The 25,612-nt window shown below is 59.2% G+C and carries 22 protein-coding genes; 10 read left to right on the forward strand and 12 right to left on the reverse strand.

What is annotated here, in order from left to right:
* The first annotated feature begins 15 nt into the window (after window positions 1-15).
* Window positions 16-369 carry a rhodanese-like domain-containing protein gene (locus tag ACP15V_RS09095; RefSeq protein WP_424943351.1) on the forward strand — a complete coding sequence of 118 codons (354 nt, stop codon included), beginning with the start codon at window positions 16-18 and terminating at the stop codon, window positions 367-369.
* Between the two features lie 79 nt (window positions 370-448).
* Here ACP15V_RS09095 and lpdA read toward each other — a convergent pair whose 3' ends face one another.
* The 5 genes from lpdA to ACP15V_RS09120 all read right to left on the reverse strand — a co-directional run bounded on the left by lpdA (window position 449) and on the right by ACP15V_RS09120 (window position 8,997).
* A complete protein-coding gene (lpdA, locus tag ACP15V_RS09100; protein WP_424943352.1) occupies window positions 449-1,843 on the reverse strand; it encodes a dihydrolipoyl dehydrogenase in 1,395 nt (464 codons plus the stop codon).
* 331 nt (window positions 1,844-2,174) lie between these two features.
* Window positions 2,175-2,750, reverse strand: coding sequence for a DUF924 family protein (locus tag ACP15V_RS09105; protein WP_424943353.1), 576 nt, complete (start codon window positions 2,748-2,750; stop codon window positions 2,175-2,177).
* A 333-nt stretch (window positions 2,751-3,083) separates the two neighbouring features.
* The gene (locus ACP15V_RS09110; protein WP_424943354.1) at window positions 3,084-4,343 is read right to left on the reverse strand and encodes an MFS transporter; all 1,260 of its coding nucleotides are present in this window, start codon (window positions 4,341-4,343) and stop codon (window positions 3,084-3,086) included.
* A gap of 100 nt (window positions 4,344-4,443) precedes the next feature.
* Window positions 4,444-5,508 carry a tRNA preQ1(34) S-adenosylmethionine ribosyltransferase-isomerase QueA gene (queA, locus tag ACP15V_RS09115; protein WP_424943355.1) on the reverse strand — a complete coding sequence of 355 codons (1,065 nt, stop codon included), beginning with the start codon at window positions 5,506-5,508 and terminating at the stop codon, window positions 4,444-4,446.
* Between the two features lie 6 nt (window positions 5,509-5,514).
* A complete protein-coding gene (locus ACP15V_RS09120) occupies window positions 5,515-8,997 on the reverse strand; it encodes a hypothetical protein (RefSeq protein WP_424943356.1) in 3,483 nt (1,160 codons plus the stop codon).
* A 163-nt stretch (window positions 8,998-9,160) separates the two neighbouring features.
* On the opposite strand from ACP15V_RS09120, the gene bcp reads away from it, so the two are divergent.
* The 4 genes from bcp (at window position 9,161) to ACP15V_RS09140 (ending at window position 12,604) form a co-directional block, all read left to right on the forward strand.
* Complete coding sequence (bcp, locus tag ACP15V_RS09125; protein WP_424943357.1) at window positions 9,161-9,643, forward strand: thioredoxin-dependent thiol peroxidase; 483 nt, start codon at window positions 9,161-9,163, stop codon at window positions 9,641-9,643.
* Window positions 9,640-10,512, forward strand: a complete 873-nt coding sequence (locus ACP15V_RS09130; RefSeq protein WP_424943358.1) for a ferritin-like domain-containing protein — start codon at window positions 9,640-9,642, stop codon at window positions 10,510-10,512. Before bcp ends, ACP15V_RS09130 begins: the two co-directional genes overlap by 4 nt.
* A gap of 264 nt (window positions 10,513-10,776) precedes the next feature.
* The gene (locus tag ACP15V_RS09135; protein WP_424943359.1) at window positions 10,777-12,090 is read left to right on the forward strand and encodes a DUF5930 domain-containing protein; all 1,314 of its coding nucleotides are present in this window, start codon (window positions 10,777-10,779) and stop codon (window positions 12,088-12,090) included.
* Window positions 12,080-12,604, forward strand: a complete 525-nt coding sequence (locus ACP15V_RS09140) for a polymer-forming cytoskeletal protein (RefSeq protein WP_424943360.1) — start codon at window positions 12,080-12,082, stop codon at window positions 12,602-12,604. Before ACP15V_RS09135 ends, ACP15V_RS09140 begins: the two co-directional genes overlap by 11 nt.
* An 84-nt stretch (window positions 12,605-12,688) precedes the next feature.
* Here the strand turns inward: ACP15V_RS09140 and ACP15V_RS09145 are convergent, their stop codons facing one another.
* The 7 genes from ACP15V_RS09145 to ACP15V_RS09175 all read right to left on the reverse strand — a co-directional run bounded on the left by ACP15V_RS09145 (window position 12,689) and on the right by ACP15V_RS09175 (window position 21,218).
* Window positions 12,689-13,477, reverse strand: a complete 789-nt coding sequence (locus tag ACP15V_RS09145; RefSeq protein ID WP_424943361.1) for a DUF2189 domain-containing protein — start codon at window positions 13,475-13,477, stop codon at window positions 12,689-12,691.
* Between the two features lie 163 nt (window positions 13,478-13,640).
* Window positions 13,641-14,768, reverse strand: coding sequence for a peptide chain release factor 2 (gene prfB, locus ACP15V_RS09150; protein WP_424943362.1), 1,128 nt, complete (start codon window positions 14,766-14,768; stop codon window positions 13,641-13,643).
* A gap of 190 nt (window positions 14,769-14,958) precedes the next feature.
* The gene (locus ACP15V_RS09155; protein WP_424943363.1) at window positions 14,959-16,038 is read right to left on the reverse strand and encodes an ABC transporter ATP-binding protein; all 1,080 of its coding nucleotides are present in this window, start codon (window positions 16,036-16,038) and stop codon (window positions 14,959-14,961) included.
* On the reverse strand, window positions 16,038-17,672 hold the full coding sequence (locus tag ACP15V_RS09160; RefSeq protein WP_424943364.1) for an alpha-amylase family glycosyl hydrolase: 1,635 nt from the start codon (window positions 17,670-17,672) through the stop codon (window positions 16,038-16,040). The genes ACP15V_RS09155 and ACP15V_RS09160 overlap by 1 nt, the downstream gene beginning before the upstream one ends.
* A gap of 7 nt (window positions 17,673-17,679) precedes the next feature.
* Window positions 17,680-18,813, reverse strand: coding sequence for a carbohydrate ABC transporter permease (locus tag ACP15V_RS09165; RefSeq protein ID WP_424943365.1), 1,134 nt, complete (start codon window positions 18,811-18,813; stop codon window positions 17,680-17,682).
* A complete protein-coding gene (locus ACP15V_RS09170) occupies window positions 18,813-19,805 on the reverse strand; it encodes a carbohydrate ABC transporter permease (RefSeq protein ID WP_424943366.1) in 993 nt (330 codons plus the stop codon). Before ACP15V_RS09170 ends, ACP15V_RS09165 begins: the two co-directional genes overlap by 1 nt.
* A gap of 60 nt (window positions 19,806-19,865) precedes the next feature.
* Window positions 19,866-21,218 (reverse strand): ABC transporter substrate-binding protein, encoded by a 1,353-nt coding sequence (locus ACP15V_RS09175; RefSeq protein WP_424943367.1) that lies wholly within the window; start codon window positions 21,216-21,218, stop codon window positions 19,866-19,868.
* A 256-nt stretch (window positions 21,219-21,474) separates the two neighbouring features.
* Here ACP15V_RS09175 and ACP15V_RS09180 point away from each other — a divergent pair, with 256 nt between their 5' ends.
* From ACP15V_RS09180 to ACP15V_RS09200, 5 genes are all read left to right on the forward strand, one after another.
* Window positions 21,475-22,506, forward strand: a complete 1,032-nt coding sequence (locus ACP15V_RS09180; protein WP_424943368.1) for a LacI family DNA-binding transcriptional regulator — start codon at window positions 21,475-21,477, stop codon at window positions 22,504-22,506.
* A 10-nt stretch (window positions 22,507-22,516) separates the two neighbouring features.
* Window positions 22,517-23,842 (forward strand): GH1 family beta-glucosidase, encoded by a 1,326-nt coding sequence (locus ACP15V_RS09185; RefSeq protein ID WP_424943404.1) that lies wholly within the window; start codon window positions 22,517-22,519, stop codon window positions 23,840-23,842.
* Window positions 23,839-24,810: a glucokinase gene (locus ACP15V_RS09190; RefSeq protein ID WP_424943369.1), complete on the forward strand. Its 972-nt coding sequence runs from the start codon at window positions 23,839-23,841 to the stop codon at window positions 24,808-24,810. Before ACP15V_RS09185 ends, ACP15V_RS09190 begins: the two co-directional genes overlap by 4 nt.
* A 151-nt stretch (window positions 24,811-24,961) precedes the next feature.
* Window positions 24,962-25,243 (forward strand): STAS domain-containing protein, encoded by a 282-nt coding sequence (locus tag ACP15V_RS09195; RefSeq protein ID WP_424943370.1) that lies wholly within the window; start codon window positions 24,962-24,964, stop codon window positions 25,241-25,243.
* Between the two features lies 1 nt (window position 25,244).
* The gene (locus ACP15V_RS09200; protein WP_424943371.1) at window positions 25,245-25,607 is read left to right on the forward strand and encodes a response regulator; all 363 of its coding nucleotides are present in this window, start codon (window positions 25,245-25,247) and stop codon (window positions 25,605-25,607) included.
* The last annotated feature ends 5 nt before the right edge of the window (window positions 25,608-25,612 follow it).

Below are 25,612 nucleotides of genomic sequence, written 5' to 3' on the forward strand. Positions count from 1 at the left end.
CGAAAGAGGCAAGACATGTTCGGGTTCATGATGGGCGGTGCAAAGATGGCACCACAAGAGGCGGTCAGCAAAGCCAAAGCGGGCGAGATCACGGTGATTGACGTGCGCGATCACGGCGAAGTGCAGATGACCGGCAAGGCCAAAGGGGCCGTGGTAGTGCCGCTGTCGGTGATGCCGTTTCAATGCGACCCGAAGGGGCCGGATTTCAATAAGGAAATCGACCCATCTAAACCCGTGGCGCTTTATTGTGCCTCCGGTGCGCGGTCTGCGATGGGGATCCGGATCCTGAAAAAACTGGGTTATGGCGAGGTTTATAACATCGGCGGCCTTGGGCATTGGCACCAGGCGGGCGGCGAAGTTATTCGCTAAACGCCCAGGACGCGCCCTAGAGATACAAAAAACCCGCGCCGGATCAGCGCGGGTTTTTCTTTCTCATCAGGAGCTTGTCTCAGATGTGGATCGCCCGGTCATAGGCGTCAAGCACGGCCTCGTGCATGGATTCACTGATCGTCGGGTGCGGGAAGACCGTGTGCATCAGCTCTTCTTCCGTGGTCTCAAGCGTCTTGCCCACCACATAGCCCTGGATCATTTCCGTCACTTCCGGACCAACCATATGAGCGCCCAGCAGCTCGCCGGTTTTGGCATCGAACACGGTTTTGATCATGCCCTCGGCGTCGCCCATGGCGATGGCTTTGCCGTTCCCGATGAAGGGGAAGCGACCCACTTTGATCTCATAGCCCTGCTCTTTGGCCTTGGCTTCCGACAGGCCAACTGACGCCACCTGCGGGTGGCAATAGGTGCAGCCCGGGATGCTTTCGGGTTTGACCGGATGGGCGTGCAGACCGTTGATTAGCTCGGCCACCATTACCCCTTCATGGCTGGCTTTGTGGGCAAGCCACGGCGCACCGGCGATGTCGCCAATGGCATAAAGCCCGTCCACACCGGTGCGGCAATGGGCGTCCGTCACCACATGGGTGCGGTCGATTTTCACGCCAAGCTCTTCCAGGCCCAGCCCTTCGACATTGCCGACAATGCCGACCGCCGAAATCACCGTGTCAAATTCCTGTTTCTCAACCTTGCCACCCACTTCGATATGCGCGGTGACCTTGCCTTTGGCGCGATCAAGCTGCTTGACCATGGCCTTTTCCATGATCTTCAGCCCCTGCTTGACGAACGACTTCTTGGCGAAAGCCGAGATTTCGGCGTCTTCCACTGGAAGCACGCGATCCATCACTTCAACCACCGTGGTGTCTGCACCCAAAGTGTTGAAGAAGCTGGCAAATTCGATCCCGATGGCGCCGGATCCGATGACCAGCAGTTTTTTCGGCATCCGCGGCGGGTTCAGCGCGTGCTTATAGGTCCAGACCAGATCCCCATCGGCCTCCAGCCCCGGCAATTCGCGGGCGCGGGCGCCTGTGGCGAGGATGATATTCGGCGCGCTCAGCTCTTCGACGCCCTTGTCGGTTTTCACCGACACCTTGCCCTTGGCGGGGATCGTCGCCTCGCCCATCACCACGGTGACCTTGTTCTTTTTCATCAGGTGGCCAATGCCCGAGGACAGCTGTTTCGCCACCCCACGCGAGCGTTTCACGATGGCCGGCAGATCGTAATCGACCTTGCCTGCGGACAGGCCAAATTCCTTGGCGCGGTGCATCAGGTGAAACACTTCGGCAGAGCGCAACAGCGCCTTGGTGGGAATGCAGCCCCAGTTCAGGCAGATCCCGCCCAGATGTTCTCGTTCGACGATCGCCACGTTCTGCCCCAACTGGGCAGCGCGAATGGCGGCCACATAGCCCCCGGGGCCGGCGCCGACAACGATGGTATCAAAGGCTTTTGCAGACATGGGATCCCTCCTGGAATTCTAAGATAGTTTGGCATTAAACTATTTTGTTCAATGGATCAATGATATTGAAGACCGCTCGTATTTCAGGCCGGTTTCCCACCAAAAGCGTCCCGAGATACAGTTGAGACACATGTGGTCCGAAACGCCCACCACATTGATATCTCTTACGACGTTTCGCCTGCCCCCCCCGTGTCAGGTTAAAATCGAGACGCATTATACCATTGATTTATGACCGGCCTTTTCAGGAAAGACTGGCGAAATTTCCCAAGATCGGCAAATAAAAAAGGCCGCGCAACCGGGCGCGGCCTTGATAAATCTGGTGTTTTTTGGTTCAGGGGGTCAGCTGGTCCAGAACGGCCCCATATCCCCCCGCAGCCACAAAGGCCATTTCCGGATCGGTTGAAGGGCGCTCCAGCGCGTCATTGCGATAAGGAAAACGACCAAAGCGGCGGATCACCTCGCGATGAACACGGGCATGAAGCAGGTTGCTGTCGCGGGCGTCTTTTTCCATCCGGGTCAGCATCAGGCGCACGCACCGGTCCTGATCGGGCAGGTTTTCGCTGTGCATCAGGGGCAGATAAAAGAACTGGCGCTGCGGTTCGGCAATGCGCTTGTCCCACCCCTTGTCGATGGCCCGCTTGGCGGCAGAGCGCGCCAGATGGTCCGTTGCAAAGGCTTTGGCGGTGCCACGAAACATATTGCGGGGGAACTGGTCCATCAGGATGATATAGGCCAGCGCACATTCCGCGTCCTTCATCCAGCTTTCATAGGCGCCCAGCTGTGCGGCTTCCCACTCTTTCTCGAACCGGTCACGAATGGTCTGATCAAGCTCTTCCGAACCCTGATACCACCCGGCTGGTCCCACCTCGTTCACCCAGAAGTCGACGATCTCACTCGGCGTACACATAGCGTCCTCCTCCACGCGTGTTCCCGTAAGAAAATCGTTACAAAATCTTTACCTTAGCGCAATATCTTTTCGCCGACCGGTAACATCATGAAACGTTATTGCGGTGAGACTGCAACAAACCGTCCGATTACGTGATCAAGCCGCCTGTCAAACCTTGTGATCAGGGGGCACCCGCACAACTCCCCCGGATGATTAGAGCGATATGCAGAACATCCGGGCCAAAGGTATGGCGCGCCCGCTCCTGCCCCCCATACAGGTGATGAACAGTCCAAAACGGCCCCCTGGCTTGCGGTCTGATCGAAACGTCCGGGGAGTTTGGGGGGATGCCCGCGATCAGGTCTGAGACGCCTCCTCCTCGTTGGCTTCGTCTGCCCAGACCTCTTGCGCCATATCCATTGCCACCGGCGAACCGGTCGGGAACATGGTCATATAGGTGCTGGTCTCGTCGGTCATCGGCGCCGCGCGACGGGTGGATCGCCACAGACCATAGGCCAGCAAGGCCAAAAGCAGGATGCCCATATAGGCAAAGAAGCCCAGCGGACCCAGCACGTTCATAAGCCAACCTGTCACAACCGGGCCCATAATCGCGCCAATGCCGTTGATGAACATCAGGCCGGCCGAGGCCGCCGCCATGTCATCGACGTCAAGAAAGTCGTTCACATAGGCCAAGAGCAGCGCGTAAAGCGGGTTGGTCATGCCACCCACAATGAAGGCCGCAACCAGATAGGCCTGATAATTCGCCCCGGTGAAGATCGGCAAAAAGGCCGCACATCCGGCAAAGCCGGACACGATCAGGATCAGCACCCGTCGATCCAGACGGTCCGAAATCCAGCCGATCGGGAATTGCAGCACCAGCCCGCCGATATAGAACATGGAGACAAATACCGAGATTTCGCCCACCGACAATCCCGCCTCGCTGCCGAACACCGCTGCCATGCCGAACATGGCCGAGAACACGCCGCCCACCACCATGATGCCGACAAACCCAAGCGGCGACAGCACAAACAGTTCCCGCAGGCTCATCCCCTTGGTGTTTTCAAAGGCGGGGGTGGGGCTGATCGACAGAAGGATCGGCGCAAAGGCAATCGACACGAGGACCGAGGGCAGGATAAACAGCATGAACCCGCTGGGGTCGCCCAGCACCAGAAGATACTGCGCGGCGATAATGCCAAGCATCTGCACAATCAGGTAAAGCGACAGGGCCTTGCCGCGGTTTTCATTGTCAGCCGCATTGTTCAACCAGCTCTCCGCGGTGATATACACCCCCGAGAAACAAAACCCGATCACCACCCGCAGCACGGTCCAGGCCACCGGATGGGTCATTGCGGGATACAGGATCAGCACCGCAGACACAAAGGACCCAAGGGCGGCAAAGACCCGCACATGGCCGACCCGACGGATCATGGTGGGGGTCAGGCGCGACCCAAACAGGAACCCCGCAAAATAGCCCGACATGACAATCGACATGTGAAAGGTGGAAAACCCTTCGATCCCGCCCCGGATCCCCAACAACGTGCCCTGCACGCCATTGCCCACCATCAACAGCATCATCCCCAGAAGCAGGGCCCACGAGCTTGACAGAACCTGAAGCATGGCCGACTCCTATGTCACGGCTTTTCAAACAAAGACCCTGCACATAGCACAGCCCCTTGGTGTGTATCCCACAATTGCGACGCGTCCGTGTCGCGTTTCGTCACTTGACCCGGTTTGGCAACAAAAGCGAGCTGTCCCCGTAGGAAAAGAACCGATAGCGGGTTTCGATGGCGTGGTCATAGACCGCGCGCATCCGGTCCTGTCCCATCAGGGCAGAGACCAGCATCATCAAGGTGGATTTCGGCAGGTGGAAGTTGGTCATCAACCCATCGGTCAGGTTGAAGGTGAACCCGGGCGTGATGAAAATGTCGGTTTCCCCCACCCAGGGGGCGATCTGCCCCGGACCGCGTGCCGCACTCTCAATCAGGCGCAGCGCGGTGGTGCCGACGGGAATGATCCGCCCGCCAGAAGCCTTGGTGGCATTGATCTCGGCCGCGGCCGCGGCGCTGACCTGCCCCCATTCCGCGTGCATCTTGTGATCGCGCACATCATCGACCTTGACCGGCAGAAAGGTGCCCGCCCCCACATGCAGGGTCACCTCGGTCAGGCCCACCCCCATCGCGGTGATGTCAGCCAGCAGCGCCTCGTCAAAATGCAACGATGCTGTGGGTGCGGCCACGGCCCCGGTTTCCTTGGCAAACACCGTCTGGTAATCTTCAGCGTCTTGCGCATCGGCGGCCCGTTTGGCGGCAATATAGGGGGGCAGCGGCATTTGCCCGGCCTCTTGCAAGGCGGCATCAAACGCCTCTCCGGTCATGTTAAAGGCCAGCTCCGCCTGCCCGTCTTCTTTTCCCAAAAGCGTGGCGGTCAACCCGGCGGCAAAGGCGATCACCTCGCCTTCGTGCACCTTGCGCAGGGGTTTTACCATCGCGCGCCAATGCCCGCCCGCAGTCGGGGACAACAGCGTGACCTCGATTTTCGCCTGCCCTTCGCCGGGGGCCTGACCAGAGCGCGTGCGGGTGCCGAACAGACGCCCAGGGATGACCTTGGTGTTGTTCAGGACCAGGCGGTCACCGGGCCGCAGCCAGTTGCAAAGATCATGCACATGGGCATCCACCATCTGATCCGGCGTGGCCACCAACAGGCGGCTGGCCGGACGCGGGCGCACGGGCCGTGTGGCAATCAACTCTTCCGGCAGATCAAAATCGAAATCACTGAGTTTCATCCGGGTTCAGTTCCCTTGAGATGGCGATGGGGCTGGTTTGGGCGGCGGGGCGCGCCGGAAAATGTCTCTAAAGAAGCCCGGCGTAAAAAGCGAGAGCGGATTGACCCGCACATCCGGGTTTTCCGCAGTCCCACCGAGCGTGTAGTTGAAGCCCACTAACCCTTCTCCTTTGCGTGCCAGCGCACGGCCCGCAGAATTCACGATATAGAAAGGAGAAATCACCCCCTGCATTTCCATGACGCCGCTCCCGAGGTGATAGTAGCCATCCATGGAGATCCCCATGGAATGCCCGACGGCAGAACTGCGATAGACGGTGACCTTCTTTGGATCCAGCCGGAACCGGGCTTCGACCTCGCCAAAACGGATCCCCTGCCCGCCCAGCTGCTGCAAAAGCCCAACCACCGACACAGCGGACAAAAGTTCCGCCATGGCCGGGGCGTTCTGGATCGACACATCTTCTACATTCAACTCGCCCTCATAGGTGCCCGCCCCGCCGCCCGGCGCCAAAACCAGCTCCAACTTTCCGCCATAGGCCGTTTTGAACACACCCGCCGCCCGCATAACCCCACCGGCATCGGTTGAGTTGATGCGAAAGGCGGTGCCTTTGGCCTGAGGTGCAGCCGCCCCGGTGATTTGCGGCCCCCCGCCCACACGGGCGCGAAACGTGCCCGTGGTGCCATTGTTTTGCTCAAACTTGCCTTCAAACTGGGTCAATGTGATGCCGCTGGAGATCACCAGTCGATCCAGAATCAGATCAATTGGCACAGCCCCCGTCACGCTGCCCCCTTTGCCTGATCCCAAGGTCGCCCTGCGCATATCAACCGAGCCCCCCGTAACCGACACCGCAACCGGCAGCCCCGGGCCACGCCCGGTCAGCGTCACCGGCGCATCCAGCCAACCGCCCAGCTTGACCCGATCAAACTGAGCCGCCTCCAACCCGCCATCTGGCTTCAGGCGGATCTTGCCCTGCGCCGACAGGCCGGGGGCCGTAAGATTGAGCCGGGTCACCTGTGCGGGTTTGCTCAGCACCGCCTCGATCTGCAAGCCCCCCTTGGCGGATTTGGGTTTTGACCAGCCAAGCGCACCAATTCCCAAGCCAACACCAACCAGATCCGATTGCGCGCTCAGTCGCGCCGGTTGATCTTTTTCCAATGCGAGGTCGAACGTGACCCGGCCCCGTCCGGTGACGCTTCCTTTTGGCAAGGCGATTTTCAGCTCGTCCAGAAGCCGCTGATCCAAGGTCATCTGCCCGCTGAGCGACGACCGGCCCTTGCGCGCAGGATCTCGCAATGGAAGGTCCCATTTGGCGGTCAGGGGCACCTGCCCCAATTGCGCCTTCCCGGTCAGCGTCACACCATCATGACGCGCCAGCAGTTGCCCTGTTTTCACAACAAGGTCATGGCCCGGCACCAAGGTGCTGCTGGACGCATTGCGCAGCGTTGCCGCCAGATCAAACTGAATTTCTTCTTTGCTCGGTTTGCGTTTCAACACCACGTCCACTGTGCCAGCAAGCCTGAAACTGCCCCGGTCGATGATCTCGGGGCCCAGCTTCTCATTGTCACGGAAGATGCGATATGGCGGGGCGGCCAACAGGGTCAGGGCCGAGGGCACATCCCCGCGGACCGCCAGTCGCACCTGCGCCGGGGCCGGTTTGATCCGCAGATCGGGCACAATGAAACTGGTGCCCGACAGATCCAGCGCAGCTTTCCCTTCTGGGCGGGCGAACCCGATATCGGCCGTGACCACCAAACGGTTTTCTGCAATGGAAAACCGGCCCGAGACGTTTTCAACCGGAACCATATCGCGCACGACCTGGGCTGTGACGTCCTGCATTTCGGCGGTCAGCGCCAATTGTGGCTTGCCCCCCGGGACCATGCGCAGCGTGGCATTGACATTGGCAAATGTCCCGCTGCGAATTTTCGTGGCCGCCCATTTGCGGGTTTTGGCCCCCTTGTCCAGCGGCCAGAACGCCAAGATCTGTTTCGGGGTCAGACGATCCGCTGCCAATTCCATGGCCAGATCCCAGCCCTCATTTCGGGCACTCGCGCGGCCTCGTCCGGTGACACGCCCCTCGTCCTGTTCGATCGACAAGGCCCCCAATTCCAGGGTGAAAGGATCAAGCCTCAGGCGAAAATCCGCACCGCCCCCGGTCAGGGTCAACGGGGCGTCAAACGTGTCGGGCGGGGTGATCAGGGCGCGCTCCAGATTGAGCTGACCAATCATCTCGGCAGGCCAGCCGCGCTCCCACCCGCGCAGATAGGCATGGCCATCAACCCTCGCTTCGCCCCAATCGGTGGTCACGGACATTTCAGCAAAATCAATGCGTTCGCGTTCGGGATCATAGTCCATATAGACCTTGCCACCATCAAAGCGGATCGGTTCAACCCCACGGCCCGGCTGCACGGCCCCGGCGCCAAACTCCAAGGTTCCGGCCAGGTCTTCGATCGCGCCCGCATCGCTGATCACGGTATGAAGCGCACCGGAAATGGGGGCGTCGATCACGTCAAGAAACGCCATGACCGGCGATTGCGCGGCGATGTCACGCGCCAGGGCATTTTTGAACGTGGCGGTCATGGTTGCGCCGGAGCGCCCTTTGAAGGCGCGAAATCCCAGCACGGTTTCGGCCAGTTCTTCGGTCTGGTTAAACACGTCGAAGGCCACCGTGATGTCCACAGCTTCGCTGTTTTGCGTCACCTTTAATCGCCCATCGGTCACCTGCCACAGCCGCCCTGATCGCGCATCTTCCAGCGTGATGGTCAACCCCTCGGTCGAGATTTCCTGCAGCTCTGCCAGCTTTCCATCCGTAAATTCGGTATCAATCACATCAAGAATGGTGGCCAGATCGCCAGAGGCCCCGCTGCCCTGTCCGAGGCTGAGGTCAAAATCGCCATTTGCGCGCCGCCGCAAGGTTACCTGCGCGCCCTGAAGCTTCAGCCAGGCCGGTTTGAGCTGTCCACGGACGGCATCGCGCAGACGCAACCCGCCTTCAACGGTGTTCAGACGCGCCACTTCGAGCCCCGTCTGATCCTTCACCCCCACATCCACCAGTCGCAGGCGCGGGATGCCCGCTTTGCTAAAGCCAAATTCGACCTTGTGCAGCGAAAGATCTACCCGATCCGTCTGAGCATTGATCCCGGCCTCGACCCGCGTGGTGATCCAGTTCGGCAAGTCCACCACCCGCCCCGTCAACGACATGGACAGCATGATGGCAAATAGCACGCCGAGCAGGATCAGCAGGACCGACCAGATGCTGAGATGCCATTTCAGCCGCCGCCTGCGCCGCGCCTTGCGGGCCGCAATTGGGCAAAACGGGCCGTCGGGGCCATCCACCACAGGGGGGGGCGCGGCCGGTTTTCCAGCGGGGTCTGCGGCCCCTTTTTCGTCAGGAGCGGCTTGAGGATTGGCTTGGGAACCGGTCACAGCATCGCCCACGTCGCCCGAATCTGAGCGCGCGTCCGCCTGCTGCTCATGCTGCCGGTTCTCGGTCATGTTGCGCGCAACGCCTTTCCTTGCCCAATGCCCTCACCCGCCGATGTCTTGATTTTTTGAACAAGTCTTTTCCTTGCACCGGTCGGGTGCTTTCATCTTGCGCTTTTTGGCCGTAAAACGAAAGCCTGAGTTTTCTAAACCCCACCGGTAAGGATGCCAAGAGATGCAGATAACCCCCTTGGAAACAGGCACAAAAGCGCCAGACTTCACCTTGCCTCAGGATGGAGGCGACCCGGTGTCGCTGTCCAAACTGAAAGGCGGCCCCGTCGTTTTGTATTTTTATCCAAAAGACAGCACCCCTGGCTGCACCACCGAGGCACATGATTTTTCGGCCCTGCTGCCGGAATTTCAAACCCTCAGCGCACAGGTTTTCGGCCTGTCGAAGGACAGCTTGAAGCGCCATGAAAACTTTCGCGCCAAGCAGGGTTTTACCGTGCCTCTATTGTCGGATGCAGACACGCAGATCTGCGAAGCCTATGGCGTCTGGGGCGAGAAGAAGAATTATGGCCGCACCTATCTGGGCATCCAACGCAGCACCTTTCTGATTGATGCGGATGGGGTCATTGCCCAGGTCTGGAGCCCGGTGAAGGTCAAGGGCCATGCCGAAGCGGTGCTGGAAGCAACCCGCGCCCTGGTGGCAAAATGAGCGCAGCCGACAACGAGCTTTCGAAGCCATTGGCACAGATGGCCGAAGAGGTGTTGCGCACCGCAGATGGGCGCGAAAAATGCGCGCTTTCAAGACGTTACGCGGCGAATTGGTTTGCCGCCCGCGATGCTGGCACGTTTGATAATCTGCCCGCGGCCATTGGCACAGCCTCGCCCCCTGACTTTCCGGCCCGCCCGGATAAGCCCGAATTGAAAGACCCGCGAGATGTGCCCAAACGCCGCCCCGGCAGCCCCGAAGGGCGCATTGCCCTTTTGCACGCCGTGGCGCATATCGAGCTCAATGCCGTGGATCTGCACTGGGATATCATTGCGCGCTTCTGCCATGTGAAAATGCCGGTTGGGTTCTATGATGACTGGGTCAGGGCGGCGGATGAAGAATCAAACCATTTCAACCTTGTATGCGATCGGCTTGAAGCGCTTGGCAGCCATTATGGCGCGCTTGCGGCCCATGCCGGTATGTGGCGCGCTGCTGAAGACACGAAAGATGACATCATGGGACGGCTCGCCGTGGTGCCGATGGTGCTGGAGGCGCGCGGTCTGGATGTGACGCCCGGCATGATCAATATTTTCCGGTCCGCCAAAGACCGCGACACCGTGGCGGCGCTGGACGTGATCTATGCCGAAGAGGTGGGTCATGTGGCCTATGGATCGAAGTGGTTTCACTTCCTTTGTGGGCGCCATGAGCTTGATCCGAAAGACGAATTTCACCGTCTGGTCCGCACCTATTTTCACGGTGCCCTGAAACCACCCTTCAACGAGGAAAAGCGCGCCGAGGCCGGATTGCCGCCCGATTTCTATTGGCCCCTGGCCGAAGAGACACCGGAACGCAACCGGGGCACGCCGCGCTAGATCACGGGTGTCCCCCTTCCGATCACGCGCAACCTTCGCCCGTCTGGCGCGCGCCCTTTAGCGCCAGATCGGCAGCATCCCGCGTGTTTTGCGACATAAACACCCGAAACACCAAATTTTCTTGCGCCAAGCCGGGTCTCACGCTAATCACTTCGCGTGCGCCAGAGAGGGTGGATCAACAGCCCCGCCCGGCATGTGGGACATGACACGGGACTGGACGCCGGGGAACGGGAAAGCCCTGAAGGGTGGCAAACGAGGTCTGGATTGAAAACACGTCTGATAGACAAGCTGAACCACGCGATGGAACGGTTCTTTCCGGAACAGCGCCTGTTCTTGCGATCGGAAGATGGCACGCGGTTCATCCGCCTGTCCCCGGTCACGCAGGCCGTGGGCTGGACCGTATCGGCCGCCTTTATCGCCTGGTCGATCATTGCCACGGCCGTTTTGCTGATGGACAGCATCGGGTCGGGCAACCTGCGCGAACAGGCGCAGCGCGACAAGATCCTTTATGAACAACGCCTGCAATCCCTGTCACATGAACGCGATACCCGCGCCAAGGAAGCAGCGTCAGCCCAGGAACGCTTTGCACTTGCACTGGATGAAATTTCCGACATGCAGAGCACATTGCTTGCCTCGGAAGAACGGCTGCGTGAATTGGAAAAAGGCATTGGTGTCATTCAGGGCACCCTGCGCCGCACGCTGAGCGAACGCGACGAGGCCCGCACCAGCCTGGAGGCCATGATTGCCGAGCAAAGCGGCTCTGAACGGCAGGCCGCGCCCCTGCCCGCCGAGGCGCGTGACACGGTTGGCTTCCTGACCGCTGCGTTGGAAAACACCGCAGCCGAACGCGATATGCTGGCAGAGAAGTCGGCCGAGGCCGAGCAATACGTCCAGGAAATGTTCTATGAACGCCGCCTGCGCGATGAGCGCAATGACCAGATCTTCCGTCAGTTGGAAGACGCTGTGTCGGTGTCGATGGAACCGATGGACAAGATGTTCCGCAAATCAGGCATGTCGGTCGATCACATCCTTGGTCAGATCAAACGTGGCTATTCCGGGCAAGGTGGCCCGATGACGCCGCTGATCCTATCGACCCGTGGGGGCGAACCGGATGCGGATGCGGCCCGCGCCAATGAGATCCTGAACAAGCTGGATCGCATGAACCTGTATCGCATCGCCGCCCAGAAGATGCCGTTTGATATGCCGGTGAAGTCGGGCTTCCGCTTCACATCAGGATTTGGCAGCCGCTGGGGCCGCATGCACAACGGCACTGATTTCGCCGCCCCGATTGGCACGCCGATCTATGCCCCCGCCGATGGGGTGGTCACATTTGCGGGCTGGAGTTCGGGATATGGGCGTTTGGTCAAGATCCAGCACGAGTTTGGGATCGAGACCCGCTATGCGCACCAATCTGCCATTCGTGTTAAAAAGGGGCAAAGGGTATCGCGCGGCGACAGAATCGGTGATATTGGAAATTCCGGGCGTTCGACCGGTCCGCATTTGCACTATGAGGTGCGTGTGGGCGGCAAGCCCATCAACCCGATGATTTACATCAAGGCAGGACGAGATGTTTTCTAAATCCAGGATCAATGAACCGGGCCCGAAAGCCGGTGAAACCGAAGTGAAACCGGCCGCTGCCGAAAAACCCGCGATCCCGACCCCGTCGGCACCGCCGGCCTCGGCCCCCAAGGCGAAACCGCCCGCATCGACCCTGTCGTCCGACCTGGTGATCAAGGGCGACGTTCGGTCGACCGGTGACATCATCGTGGAAGGCACCGTCGAAGGTGACATTCGCGCCCACCAGCTGACCGTTGGCGAAGGTGCCACGGTAAAAGGCGAAGTGGTTGGCGATGACGTTGTGATCAACGGCCGCATCATTGGCCGTCTGCGTGGGCTGAAAGTGCGCCTGACCTCCACCGCCCGTGTCGAAGGCGACATCATCCACAAGACCATTGCGATCGAAAGCGGTGCGCATTTCGAAGGCTCGGTACAACGTCAGGACGACCCGCTGTCCAAAGGTAGCAGAGCCCCGGCACAGGCCGCGCCTGCAACCCCGGCAGCCCCGGCCCAGAAGGCTGCCCCCAAGGAATAAGGTTTTCCAAACCGGAAAGCAGAAAGGCCGCCCCGATGGGCGGCCTTTTTTTTGACGGTGAGGGCCTCACACCCGACCAGGGTCTTAATCGTCAAACCGCATCGTCCGGCGATACAGATGCCATGTGGCATGGCCCAGCACGGGCAAAGCGATAAACAGCCCAAGGAACAAGGGTAGCATCCCCAGCACCAACAGGATGGACACAATCACGCCCCAGATCACCATCGGCACAAGGTTCTGCACCACCGCCTGAAACGAATGGATCATCGCCGAGATGAAATCCATTTCGCGATCCAGAAGCATCGGCAGGCTGCACACGGTGATTGAAAAGGCCACAAACGCCATCGCCCCGCCCACCAACGACCCGACGGCCAGCATGGAAATCCCATTGCGATTGATCAGCGCGTCCTGCCAATTCGAGGTGATATTGGTCATCGGTTGCAGCCCCATGAACAGCATGAACACGATATGGGCAACAAAAATCCAAAACAGGAACCCCATGATCAGCACCACGGCAATGGATGGGAACTGACGGTCTTTTTGATTGAACACCGACCCAAGGATCGCGGCCCAATCAAGCTCTTGCCCGCGTTCCAACCGGCGGCTGACCTCGTAAAGCCCGACCGCAAGGAAGGGGGCGAGAAAGGGAAAGCCGAAGGCGACAGGGATGATCCAGTAGCTCTGCCCCATCACCTCAAATTCCAGATAAAGCACAATCCCGCCCAGCACGTAAAAGAGTGCAAAAAACAGGCCAAAGGCAGGGGCCTTCCGAAAATCCGCCCAACCGGCTTTCAGCGCTGCGGTTACATCTGAAATATCAATCTGTTGAATACTAGGCGGCGCAGAGGCCTCCAACTGCACTACATCGGTCATTCTCTCTCCCTGCACGTGTTCTTTTTATGTCGCGCGTAAAAAGAGTGTTGCGGGGGAAATGCCTCCCGTCAAGTTTCTGAACATGTGAATTTAAACTTCTGACGAGAAAGCAATAAAAAAGGGGACCAGAAGGCCCCCTGTGCATTTGTTCAAATCAGACGGTTCAGTCTTCGGCATTGGCCTCGGCGCGCGATTTCCCGGCCACATCCTGTGCCAGAACCGCCGCCATGAAGGCATCGAGATCGCCGTCCAGAACCCCTTTGGTGTCCGAGGTTTCATGGCCCGTCCGCAGGTCTTTTACCATCTGATAAGGCTGCAGCACGTAAGAGCGGATCTGGTTGCCCCAGCCCGCATCCCCCTTGTTTTCATGCGCCTCGTTGATGGCAGCGTTGCGGCGATCCAGCTCCATTTGATAGAGCCGCGATTTCAGCGCCTTCATGGCGATGTCACGGTTCTGGTGCTGGGATTTTTCCGAACTGGTGGTGACGATCCCGGTGGGCAAGTGGGTGATCCGCACGGCGGAATCGGTGGTGTTCACGTGCTGGCCACCCGCGCCCGACGACCGGTAGGTGTCGATGCGGATATCCGACGGGTTCACCTCGATTTCAATATTGTCATCGACCACGGGATAAACCCAGACCGAGCTGAAGGACGTATGGCGCTTGGCGGCGCTGTCATAGGGCGAAATGCGCACCAGTCGATGCACGCCGCTTTCCGATTTCAGCCAGCCATAAGCGTTGTGCCCGGAGATCTTGTAGGCGGCGGATTTGATCCCCGCCTCTTCGCCCGCGCTTTCCGATTGCAATTCGACCTTATATCCATGCGCCTCGGCCCACCGCACATACATGCGCGCCAGCATCGACGCCCAGTCGCAGCTCTCAGTTCCGCCAGCGCCCGCGTTGATTTCAAGGAAGGTATCATTGCTGTCCGCTTCACCGTCCAGAAGCGCCTCAAGCTCGGCTGCGGCGGCTTTTTCGACCAATGCTTTCAGACCGTCTTCGGCATCCGCGACAACCTCGTTATCCTCTTCCATTTCGCCCAGTTCGATCAGGTCGATATTGTCCTGCATCTCCTGCGCCATGGATTTGTAGCTGTTGACCGAATCCATCAGCGACTGGCGCTCGCGCATCAGTTTCTGTGCGCGCTCCGGATCATTCCACAGATCCGGATCCTCGGTCATGGCATTGAACTCTTCGAGCCGGTGTTCAGCGGTCTCCCACCCGATCCGCTCGCGCAGAAGCGCCAGGGATTTTTCGATGGCATCCACGTTTTTCTGAGCTTCGGCCCGCATGGGAAAGTCCTCTCGTTCAAAAGTCGTCCCCCGCAATATCAATCACCGTGGAAATGGGCAAGTTGTGATGAGCTTGGCGCGCGCGGGTTTCTCGCAATAAATTGCTCGGCGTCTGCGGCGGGCGGGGTCAGGGGCTCTGCCCCTCGGCCATCCGGCCTCACCCCGGGATATTTGCAACAAGGAAAAGAGATCAGCGGCGCAGAGAATTGCCGTTGTGGAAGATTTGCACTTTTTCCGGCGCGATGCCCAGACGGACGTCCTGGCCTTTTAGCCCATCGTGAATGCCGGGCAGTTTGGCGATCAGATGTTCACCGTTTTTGCCGGGAAGATACAGCAAGGTAACCTCCCCCAACGCTTCGACCAGCTCGACCTTGCCGATCAGTGCAGGCGCCTGATCCGTCAGGGTCAGATCTTCCGGGCGCAGCCCCACCTTCACCTCTTTGCCCAGATCGGCATCCGTGGTGGCAAGATCCGCCCGCGCGCTGCCCCCGCCGTCCAGCGCAACTTCGGTGGACGGGCCAACCCCGGTGATTTTACCCGGTATCAGGTTCATCGATGGGCTGCCGATGAACTGTGCGACAAATTCCGATTGGGGGCGTTCGTAAAGTTCCAGCGGCGTGCCGACCTGTGCGATGCCCTTGTCGGCCAAAACCACAATCCGGTCGGCCAACGTCATCGCCTCGACCTGATCATGGGTCACATAGATCATCGTGCTGTCTGGCATGGCCTCTTTCAATTGCGCAATCTCGATCCGCGTCGCCACCCGCAGGGCCGCATCGAGATTTGAGAGCGGTTCATCAAACAGGTAGACCTTGGGGTCGCGTACAATCGCCCGGCCAATGGCCACCCTCTGCCGCTGCCCGCCCGACAGCGCCTTGGGCAGACGATCAAGATATTCGGTGAGCTGCAATTTGGCGGCGGCACCGTGCACGGCCGCATCGATGTCGTCCTTCGGGCGCTTTGCGATTTTCAGCGCGTAGGCCATGTTGTCATAGACGCTCATATGCGGATAAAGCGCGTAGCTTTGGAACACCATGGCGATGCCACGCTGGCTGGGTGGCACATCGTTCATCTTCTGCCCGTCGATTTCAAGGGTGCCGCCCGTGATGGTTTCCAACCCCGCAATCATGCGCAGAAGGGTGGATTTTCCGCAGCCGGACGGGCCAACAAAAACGATCAGCTCGCCGGTTTTGATGTCGAGGTTGATATTGTTCAACACATCCACCGGCCCATAGGATTTCGCCACATCGGTCAGGTTCAAATCCGCCATCACACGCTCCGCTTCAAGATCATCACACCCCAGCCGGGCAGTTCACCAAGACCTTCCCCCAGCACGTCCACCGGGGTCCAGACCCCATCGGGCATTGCGATCCCTGCCGGGGCATCGGACAGGTTGAACGCACAAAACAGCTCTTCCCCATCGTGGCTGCGATGGAAACTGACCACCGTGCCGGAAACCAGTAGCCCAGTCATTTCCCCCTTGCTCAGGGCCGGATGGGCGTGGCGCAGGGCAATGACATGGCGATAATGATGCAGCAAGCTGCCTTGATCCTCCTCTGCCACGTCGGGTGCCAAGGCCAGATGTTCAGACGAAACCGGAAGCCATGTGCGATCAGCGGTTGAAAATCCACCCTGCGGTGCGTCCGCGTCCCAGACCATCGGGGTGCGGCATCCATCGCGGCCTTTGAATTCGGGCCAAAACTCGATCCCATAGGGGTCTTGTAGGTCCTCATAGGCGACCTCTGCCTCGGGCAGGCCCAGCTCTTCGCCTTGATAAAGGCAGGCCGATCCGCGCAGGCACATCAGAAGCGTTGCAAAGGCACGTTGCGCGGCCGGGCCGAGGGACCAGCGCGAGCCATGGCGCTGAACGTCATGATTGGAAAACGCCCAGCAGGGCCAGCCGTCCCCGGCCAGACGCATCACATCCTGCATCACCTTGGCGATATATTCTGCATCGGGGCGTGTACCTGCGAGCAGCTCAAACGCGTAGCACATCTGCATCAAATCATCCCCGGCAGTATACTGCCCCATGATCTCAAGCCCGCGTTCTTCATCGCCAACTTCGCCCACGGCTGCGGCATTGTAGGGTTTCATCACCGCGCGGAGTTTGCGCAGAAAATCAAGGGTTTCCGGGCGGGACTTGTCATAGATATGGCTTTGATAGCCGTAAGGGTTCACCGCGGGCGCCGTATTGGCCGAACGTTTATTCGGGGCCAGCGGCGGGTTGTCGCGCAGCTGATCGTCATGGGTGTAGAAGTTGATGGTATCGAGCCGAAACCCGTCGACGCCTCGTTCCAGCCAAAAGCGTGCCACGTCCAGAAGCGCGTCTTGGACGTCGGGTTCGTGAAAGTTCAGATCCGGTTGCGAGGTCAGGAAATTATGCATGTAATATTGTAGCCGCCGCGCATCCCATTGCCAGGCCGACCCACCAAAGATCGACAACCAATTGGTCGGCGGGGTGCCATCGGGTTTGGCGTCCGCCCAGACATACCAGTTTGCCCTGGCGTTTTTGCGGTTGGCCCGGCTCTCCACAAACCACGGGTGCTGGTCCGACGTGTGGCTGAGCACCAAATCAATCATCACCTTCAGCCCCAGCCCATGCGCTGCCGAGATCAGCGCATCAAAATCAGCGAGCTCTCCAAACATCGGGTCCACGTCGCAGTAATCCGACACGTCGTAACCGAAATCCTTCATGGGCGATGTGAAGAAAGGCGAGATCCAGATCGCATCAACCCCAAGCGAGGCTACATATGACAGGCGTCGGGTGATCCCGGCCAGATCCCCCACTCCGTCACCATTGTCATCCTGAAAACTGCGCGGATAGATCTGATAGATCACCGCGCCACGCCACCAGTCGGCCTCCTTGGCAAGATGGGTGAGTTCCGTGCTTGTCTGCGCGTTCATAAGACGCTTATCCCCCTTTGACCGAGCCGGCCAACAGGCCGCGCACGAGATATCGTTGCAATGAGAAGAAGACGGCGATGGGCACCGCGATCGAGATGAAAGCCGAGGCCGAGAGCAGCCCCCAATCGCCGCCCAGGGACCCCATCATCTCTACAATCCGGCCCGTCATCACCAGCTGTTCTTCGCTGGTGCCAAGGAACACTTTGGCCACTAGGAGGTCATTCCAGACCCAAAGGAACTGAAAGATCGAGAAGCTGGCCAGCGCCGGGAAAGACAGCGGCAGGATGATGGTGCGGAAGATCTCGAAATCCGTGGCCCCATCGACCCGTGCGCTTTCGATGATCTCTCCGGGCAGGCCGACCATGTAGTTGCGCAAAAGGTATATGGCGAGCGGCATGCCGAACCCCGTATGGGCCAGCCAGATGCCGAGGTAATCCTTGCCCAGCCCAATCCCGTTATGGAGCTTCAAAAGCGGAATGAAGGCCACCTGCAGCGGCACCACCAGAAGCCCGACAATACCCGCAATCAGAAGGGCGCGACCGGGCAATTCCATCCACGCCAAAGCATAGGCTGCAAAGGCTGCAATCAGCACCGGGATCACGGTGGCCGGGATGGTCACGGTGAAAGTGTTGAGAAAGCTCTTTCCCATGCCCTCGGCGAACAGGACCTGAGTGTAGTTGTCGAATGTGCCTGAGGGTGGCGAGGAGGCCAGGGCAAAGATCCGTTGCCCACGCTTGCCATCGGGTTTCTCCGGGTAAACCACTGAGAAGTCGCCGTTTTCCTGAACGGTGATTTGGTGCCCCCGTTTATGGGTTGCGCTGTCGCCGACCTTGAAAGCGGCTGGCTCCTTCGAGGTGATCCCGAAGGCCGTCAGCGTGCCACCCTGCCCGCCGAACACATTGCCCGAGACGGTCCAAACCCCGTCTTTCTCGACCGCCTGATCAGGCGCCGGTGCGCGGACCATCACCACCTGTTCAGAGGCAGACAGGGCGCTCCACCAGCCGGACACGGAAATGGCATCGCGGTCCCGGAACGAGCTGACCAACAGGCCCACAGTCGGGATGATCCACAACAGCACCAACAGCGCCGCCGCCCCGTTCACAACAAGGCTCAAACGAGATTTCTGCCCAGCCATCGCCATCAACGCATCTCCTTGCGCGCATTGCGGATATTCCAGATCATTATCGGCGTGACCAACAGCATGATCACCATCACAATCGCCGATCCACGCCCCGGATCATTGGCGCGAAACATCCAGTCATACATGAGATTGGCCAGAACCTGTGTGCCCCATTGGCCGTTGGTCATGGCGAAAACGATGTCGAAGACTTTCAGAACAGTGACGGTGATGGTGGTCCAGACCACGGCAATGGTGCCCCATATCTGCGGGATCTTGATCTGGAAAAAGATCTGCAGCGGGCTGGCCCCATCCAGATAGGCGGCCTCGATCGTTTCTTCGCTGATCCCCTTCAGGGCGGCGGAGAGGATCACCATGGCAAACCCGGTCTGGATCCAGATCAGGATCACCATCAGGAAAAACGAGTTCCAGAAGGGCAACGTGATCCAGGCCTGCGGGTCACCGCCAAACAGCGCGACCACCGCGTTTAGAAGGCCGATCTGCTCCCCCTGCCCTTCGCCGCGAAAATCATAGATAAACTTCCAGATCACGGAAGCCCCGACAAAGCTGATCGCCATCGGCATGAAAATCAGGCTCTGCGCGGTGGATCCCCATTTGATCCGGTCGGTCAGCCCCGCAGCAACAAGGCCGAAAAAGGTCGACCCAGCCGGTACAACAATGAGCCAAAGCACATTATTCACAAGGCTTTCGTGAAACTTTGCATCCCCCGCCAGCCAGGTGTAATTGCCAAGCCCCACCCAATCGCCCCGCGCATCATGCAAAGACAGCCAAAAGGTCTGGAACACCGGATAGACAAGGTAAAGCGACAGCACCGCCAGAGCCGGAAGCAAAAACAGCCAGGGCCGGATCAGTGAGGACCGGCGCAGGTTGCGCCCCGCATTGGGGCCTTTGCCCGGAAAAATACGGTCCAGAGCAAGGTTGGAGAGGTAGAAATACGCCACACAGCCAAACACCCCGATCAGGATCGTGCTGGCGGCTGTGATAATTTGCGACATACACCCCTCCCTGGGAAACAATCGGGGCACCCGGTTTTCCAGATGCCCCGCCGATGTGGTTTACTTGATCGAGTCCCAGGTTTGCTGGATCTCGCTGGCGACCGACGCGGCATCTTTGCCCCCGGCGTAGTCCACCATAGCCGTCCAGAACACACCTGCCCCCACGGCGCCCGGCATCAGGTCAGAGCCATCAAACCGGAACGTATCGGCGTTCAGCAGGATGTCATTCATCTTTGCCACGGTGGGATCGGTATAGACCCCGGTGTTCACGCCTTTATGCGGGGTGAGGAACCCGGTCTGGGCCATCCAGACCTCATGGGCAATCGGCGATTGCAGGAATGTCATAAAGGCCTGTGCGCCTTTGCTGTCCTTGGTGATCGACCAGACGGTGCCGGCCCCCAGAACGGGCTTGCCCAGATCCTTGCCCTCATAGGCCGGGAAATAGAAGAAATCTGTATCCACCCCCACTTCGGTGCCCTCTGGGAAGAATGTGGGAATGAAGCTTGCCTGACGGTGCATGTAGCATTGCGGCGGCGAGGCAAAAAGCCCCTGCGGGCTGTCACGGAAATCGGTGGTGGCCACGGCGCCGGCGCCCCCGGCCACATAGGCGTCATTGCGGGCAAAGGCACCGAATTCTTCGATCGCGGCAATGACTTTCGGGTCATCAAATTTCAGATCATTGACCACCCATGCGTCATACTCCTCCGGCGTCTGCGTGCGCAGCATCATGTCTTCGACCCAGTCGGTCGCGGGCCAGCCGGTGGCCCCCCCCGACCCCAGACCGATACACCAGGGCGTTTCCCCATCGGCCACGATCTGATTGGTCAGCGCCTTCAGCTCTTCCATCGTTTGCGGCACATCATACCCGGCATCTTCGAAGTTTTCCGGCACATACCAGACCAGCGATTTCACATCGACCTTGTAGAAGAACCCGTAAAGCGCGTCCTGCCCATCTGCCCCTTTATAGGTCCCCAGATCCACCCAGCTTTGCCCCGCAGCATAGTTTTCACGGGTCCAGTCCGCCGTCGCGGACGGCAAGGGAGTCAGGTGACCTTTTGAGGCCATATCAGCCGCGAGGCCCGGCTGGGGGAAAATCGCGATGTTGGGAGGGCTGCCAGCTTCGGCATCAATCACGATCTGCTGCTCGAAACTGTCCGAGCCGTTATATTGTATTTCAGCCCCCGTGGCCTCTTCGAAATAGGCAATCACACTTTCCACCAGCTCCTTGTCCGGGCCAAGCCACGGCCCGGCAACGGTAATCACCTCGCCGGACAGGTCCATGGATTTCAACGCCTCGTAGCTGTCCCAGGTAAAGGCGCCTTCACCCGGGGTGAATTTCAGATGCCCATCGGCAAATGCGCCATTGGCAACCAGTGCGATCCCGGCAACGCCAGCATAAAGAAACTGTTTCATGATGATCTCCAACATCCTCCCAAATGCGTCATTTTAGGTCTGACGCATGATGCCGCCATGGGCAACATATCCTGTATCCCAAAGCGGTTTGACGACTTTAGCCTGTCTGCTTTTTTGATTCCTGTCAACGATTCCACATGGCGTCACATTTCTTGCAATCATACTATTGATTTAACGATATTTTCTTTGCGTTTGACGAAATCTTGTCTCCTTCATAATATCAAGGCAGTCTTTCCAAAACGGTTTGAATACCCTCATGAACCTGAAACAGCTCTCCGACCTTCTGGGCCTCTCCCCCACCACCGTCAGCCGTGCGTTGAACGGCTATCCGGAAGTGTCAGATGCCACGCGAAAAAAGGTTCAGGCCGCCGCTCAGGCCCATGGATACGCCCCGAACATGCGGGCGCGCTCGCTTGCCACCGGGCGGGCGCACGCGATTGGGCACGTCATCCCTGTGCGGTCCCGGCACGAGATGGTGAACCCGGTCTTTGCCGACTTCATCTCGGGCGCAGGCGAGGTCTATTCCCGGAACGGATATGACATGCTCTTGTCCGTTGTGTCAGACGAGGATGAAGAAGCCGCTTACCGCAGCTTTCGCACCAAGGGAAACGTGGACGGGATCATTCTGCATGGTCCGCGCGCAAATGACCCGCGCATTCCGCTTCTCAAATCGCTGGAGCTGCCCTTTGTTGTGCATGGGCGCAGTTCGAACTGCCCCACCCCTTACCCTTGGGTGGATGTGAACAACAAACGCGCCTTTCATCGCGCCACGGATTTCCTGCTGGATCTCGGGCACCGCCGCATCGCACTTGTGAACGGGCTGGAGCATATGGATTTCGCCATCCGGCGACGCGCGGGGTATGAGGCCGCGCTGCGGGCGCGTGGGATCGACCCCGATCCGGAGCTTCATTTCACCGGCGAGATGACCGAAGCCCAGGGCCATGATGTGACCCGCAGCCTGTTGTCGCGTAATGAACCGCCGACGGCGATCTTGGTCAGTTCGATCATCACCGCCATCGGGGTGCGCCGGGGGATCGAAGAGCTTGGGTTGACTATGGGGCGGGATGTTTCGCTGATCACCCATGACGACGAGCTGAGCTATTTCCGCAATGGGGCTGAGATCCCTGTTTACACCGCCACACGCTCCTCGGTGCGCGAGGCCGGTCGCAGGTCTGCCGAAATGCTCTTGGCAATGATCGAAGGCCGGGACACCCCACACGACGTGATGCTGGAGGCCGAATTGACCCTGGGCACCTCGACTGGCCCTCTGCCTCGAAAGGGTCAGTAAGAACATGAGAATCGCCCTGCATCGCTCTGATTTCCCACCTGACTTTTTGTTCGGCGCAGCGACATCCGCGTATCAGATTGAAGGTCATGGGCGGGGAAATGCCGGGTCCACCCATTGGGATGATTTCGCCCATACCCCCGGCAATGTGACCCGCGCAGAGACCGGAGCGGTGGCCTGTGATCACCTGTCCCGTTGGCAGGAAGATCTGGATCTGGTGCGTGATGGAAATTTCGACGTGTACCGCTTTTCCCTGTCTTGGGCGCGCATCCTTCCGCAGGGGTTTGGTTCGCCAAACGCCTTGGGGCTGGATCATTATGACCGGCTGATCGACGGCATGCTGGAACGTGGGATCAAGCCCGCGGCCACGCTGTATCACTGGGAATTGCCCAGCGAACTGGCCGATCGCGGGGGATGGCGCAACCGCGATATTGCCAGCTGGTTTGCAGATTACACCGCCCTGGTGATGGACCGGTTTGGCGACCGGCTCTGGTCCGTTGCGCCCATCAACGAACCCTGGTGCGTCAGTTGGCTGAGCCATTTCGAAGGGCAACATGCCCCCGGCCTGCGCGACATCCGGGCCACCGCGCGCGCCATGCATCACGTGCTGTTGGCCCATGGGCAATCCATTCAGGTGATGCGCGATCTGGGGCAACGCAATCTGGGGGCGATCTGCAATCTGGAAATCGCCCAACCCGCAGATGACAGCCCCGCCTCGCGCAGGGCCGCGGACAGGCACCATGCCATCTATAATCGGTTTTTCCTGTCCGGCATGTTTCTGGGTCGGTATCCGGATCTGGTTCTGGACGGATTAGGCCGCTACCTGCCAACGGGGTGGGAGCAGGATTTCGACGTGATCACTGCCCCGCTCGACTGGATCGGCATCAACTACTACACGCGCAAACTTTATATCGCGGCAGACGGCCCCTGGCCCGGAGCCCAAGAGGTCCCCGGCCCCTTACCCAAGACGGCCCTTGGGTGGGAGGTTTATCCCGAAGGGCTGCGGATTGCCCTCGACATGGTGGCACGGGAGTTCACCGGTGATCTGCCGATCTATATCACCGAAAATGGCATGGCTGGCGCGGTGGAGCTGGGCGGGGATCCTCTGTTCGATCCCGACCGGATTGCCTATTTGTCCGCCCATCTGGAACAGGTCAAGCACGCGGTGGCCGACGGGCTGCCAATCAAGGGCTATTACAGCTGGTCCCTTCTCGACAACTTTGAATGGGCACATGGCTATGCCCCGCGCTTTGGCCTTGTTCATGTGGATTATGACAGCATGGAGCGACATCCAAAGTCCTCTTATCATTGGCTGAAAACCGCATTGGAGCGCCGATGACCCACCCCTTTCTGGTTGCAGATGTGGGCGGCACCAACACCCGGCTGGCCCTGGTCAGGAAAGGGAAGATTGACGCCTCAAGCGTGGTCAAACTGTCCAACGCCGGGCATGACCGTCTGCAAGATGTGCTGATCACCTATCAGGACAGACTGAATGTCACCCGATGTGCCGGGGCCGCTGTGGCCATTGCTGGCCCGGTCTCTGGCGGTGCCGGGCAGCTGACAAATCTTGGCTGGGCGATCTCGCAAGAGGAGCTTGCCAATTGCTGCCACCTTGAAGATCCGGGGCAAAGCCATGTCCTCAATGACCTGCAGGCGCAGGGGCTGGCGCTGGATTTGCTGGATCCGCAGGATCTTTGCCCCTTGGTCACCTCGGGCGCCAATCCCGATCCCCCCCTGAAAACCGCCACGCAGCTGGTGATCGGCATCGGAACCGGGTTCAACTGTGCCGCCGTGTTCCGCCGCTCTGGCCTGCCATTGGTCCCCCCTGCGGAATGTGGACATGCAGGCCTGCCGGTGCAGGGTGAAACCGGGTTTCGCTTCGCCACTTATCTGACCGACCAACTGGGTTTTGCGGCAATCGAAGATGCGCTCTCGGGGCGCGGGTTGGAAAACTGTGATCGGTTTATCCGCAGCCAAAGGGGCATACCGGGCAACCGATCTTCTGCAGATATTCTACACGCGTTGCAGCAAGGAGAACCGCACGCCCGCGATTGTTTTCTTCTTTTCTCTAAGGTTTTGGCCCAGGTCGTTGGGGACTTGGCGCTGACCCATCTTCCCTTTGGCGGCATCGTCCTGGCAGGTGGCCTGGCCCGGGCAAGCGCCCCCTTTTTGAAACAGGCTGGTTTTGTCGAAGATTTTTACGACAAGGGCCGGTTTTCGACTTACCTTCAACGGTTTCCAATTTCCGTTCTGGACAATGATTTTGCCGCGCTGATCGGGGCATCCCGCCTTTTGACACAGCGTTGAGGGCACAAATTTGCCCCCCAATCCAGAGCCCGGCAAAAACGCAATTTCCGTAAGCCAATCTTAACCCTCCCTGCTCTACACATTCCCTATCCGGTTTAGTGAAAGGGCATCTTGTGACACAGATTTGCATCCGCACCATGGGAGGGCTGACATGAGTAACGTGACAATATCATTAGACGCCAAGCTTGATATGCGCGCTGCAGGTCCGCTGAAAGAAACATTGCTGTCGCACCGTGGGCAGGATCTGGCGCTGGACGCATCAAATGTCATGCAGCTCGGCGCTTTATCAGCGCAGGTCTTGCGCGCCGCTGCGCGCACCTGGGCAGAAGACGGCCATTCCCTGACCCTCATCAACCCCTCAAACGACTGCGACGATCAACTGACCTTGCTCGGCTTTTCAGCAGATAGCTTGACCAATTGGGAGGCCGCTTAACATGCAGGTATTGGCCGTAGACGATAGCCGCACAATGCGCGACATGGTGCGCCTGACCCTATCCAGCGAAGGGATCGGAATTCAGTTGGCAGAGGACGGCGTGCACGGGCTTGAAGTGCTCGAAGACATGCCCCCGCCAGACGCAATCATCACAGATATCAATATGCCCAGAATGGATGGGTTTGGTTTCATTGATGCCGTGCGCGCCCAGGACAAGTTCAAAGGCATTCCCATTCTGGTTCTGACAACGGAAAGCGCGGATGAAATGAAAACCCGCGCCCGCGCCGCCGGGGCCACCGGTTGGATCGTGAAACCCTTTGATCCGACCAAGCTGATCAAAGCACTGAAAATGGTAGCGGGGTAAAGCAC

This window comes from Aliiroseovarius crassostreae (assembly GCF_049803815.1).
GTDB lineage: Bacteria > Pseudomonadota > Alphaproteobacteria > Rhodobacterales > Rhodobacteraceae > Aliiroseovarius > Aliiroseovarius crassostreae_A.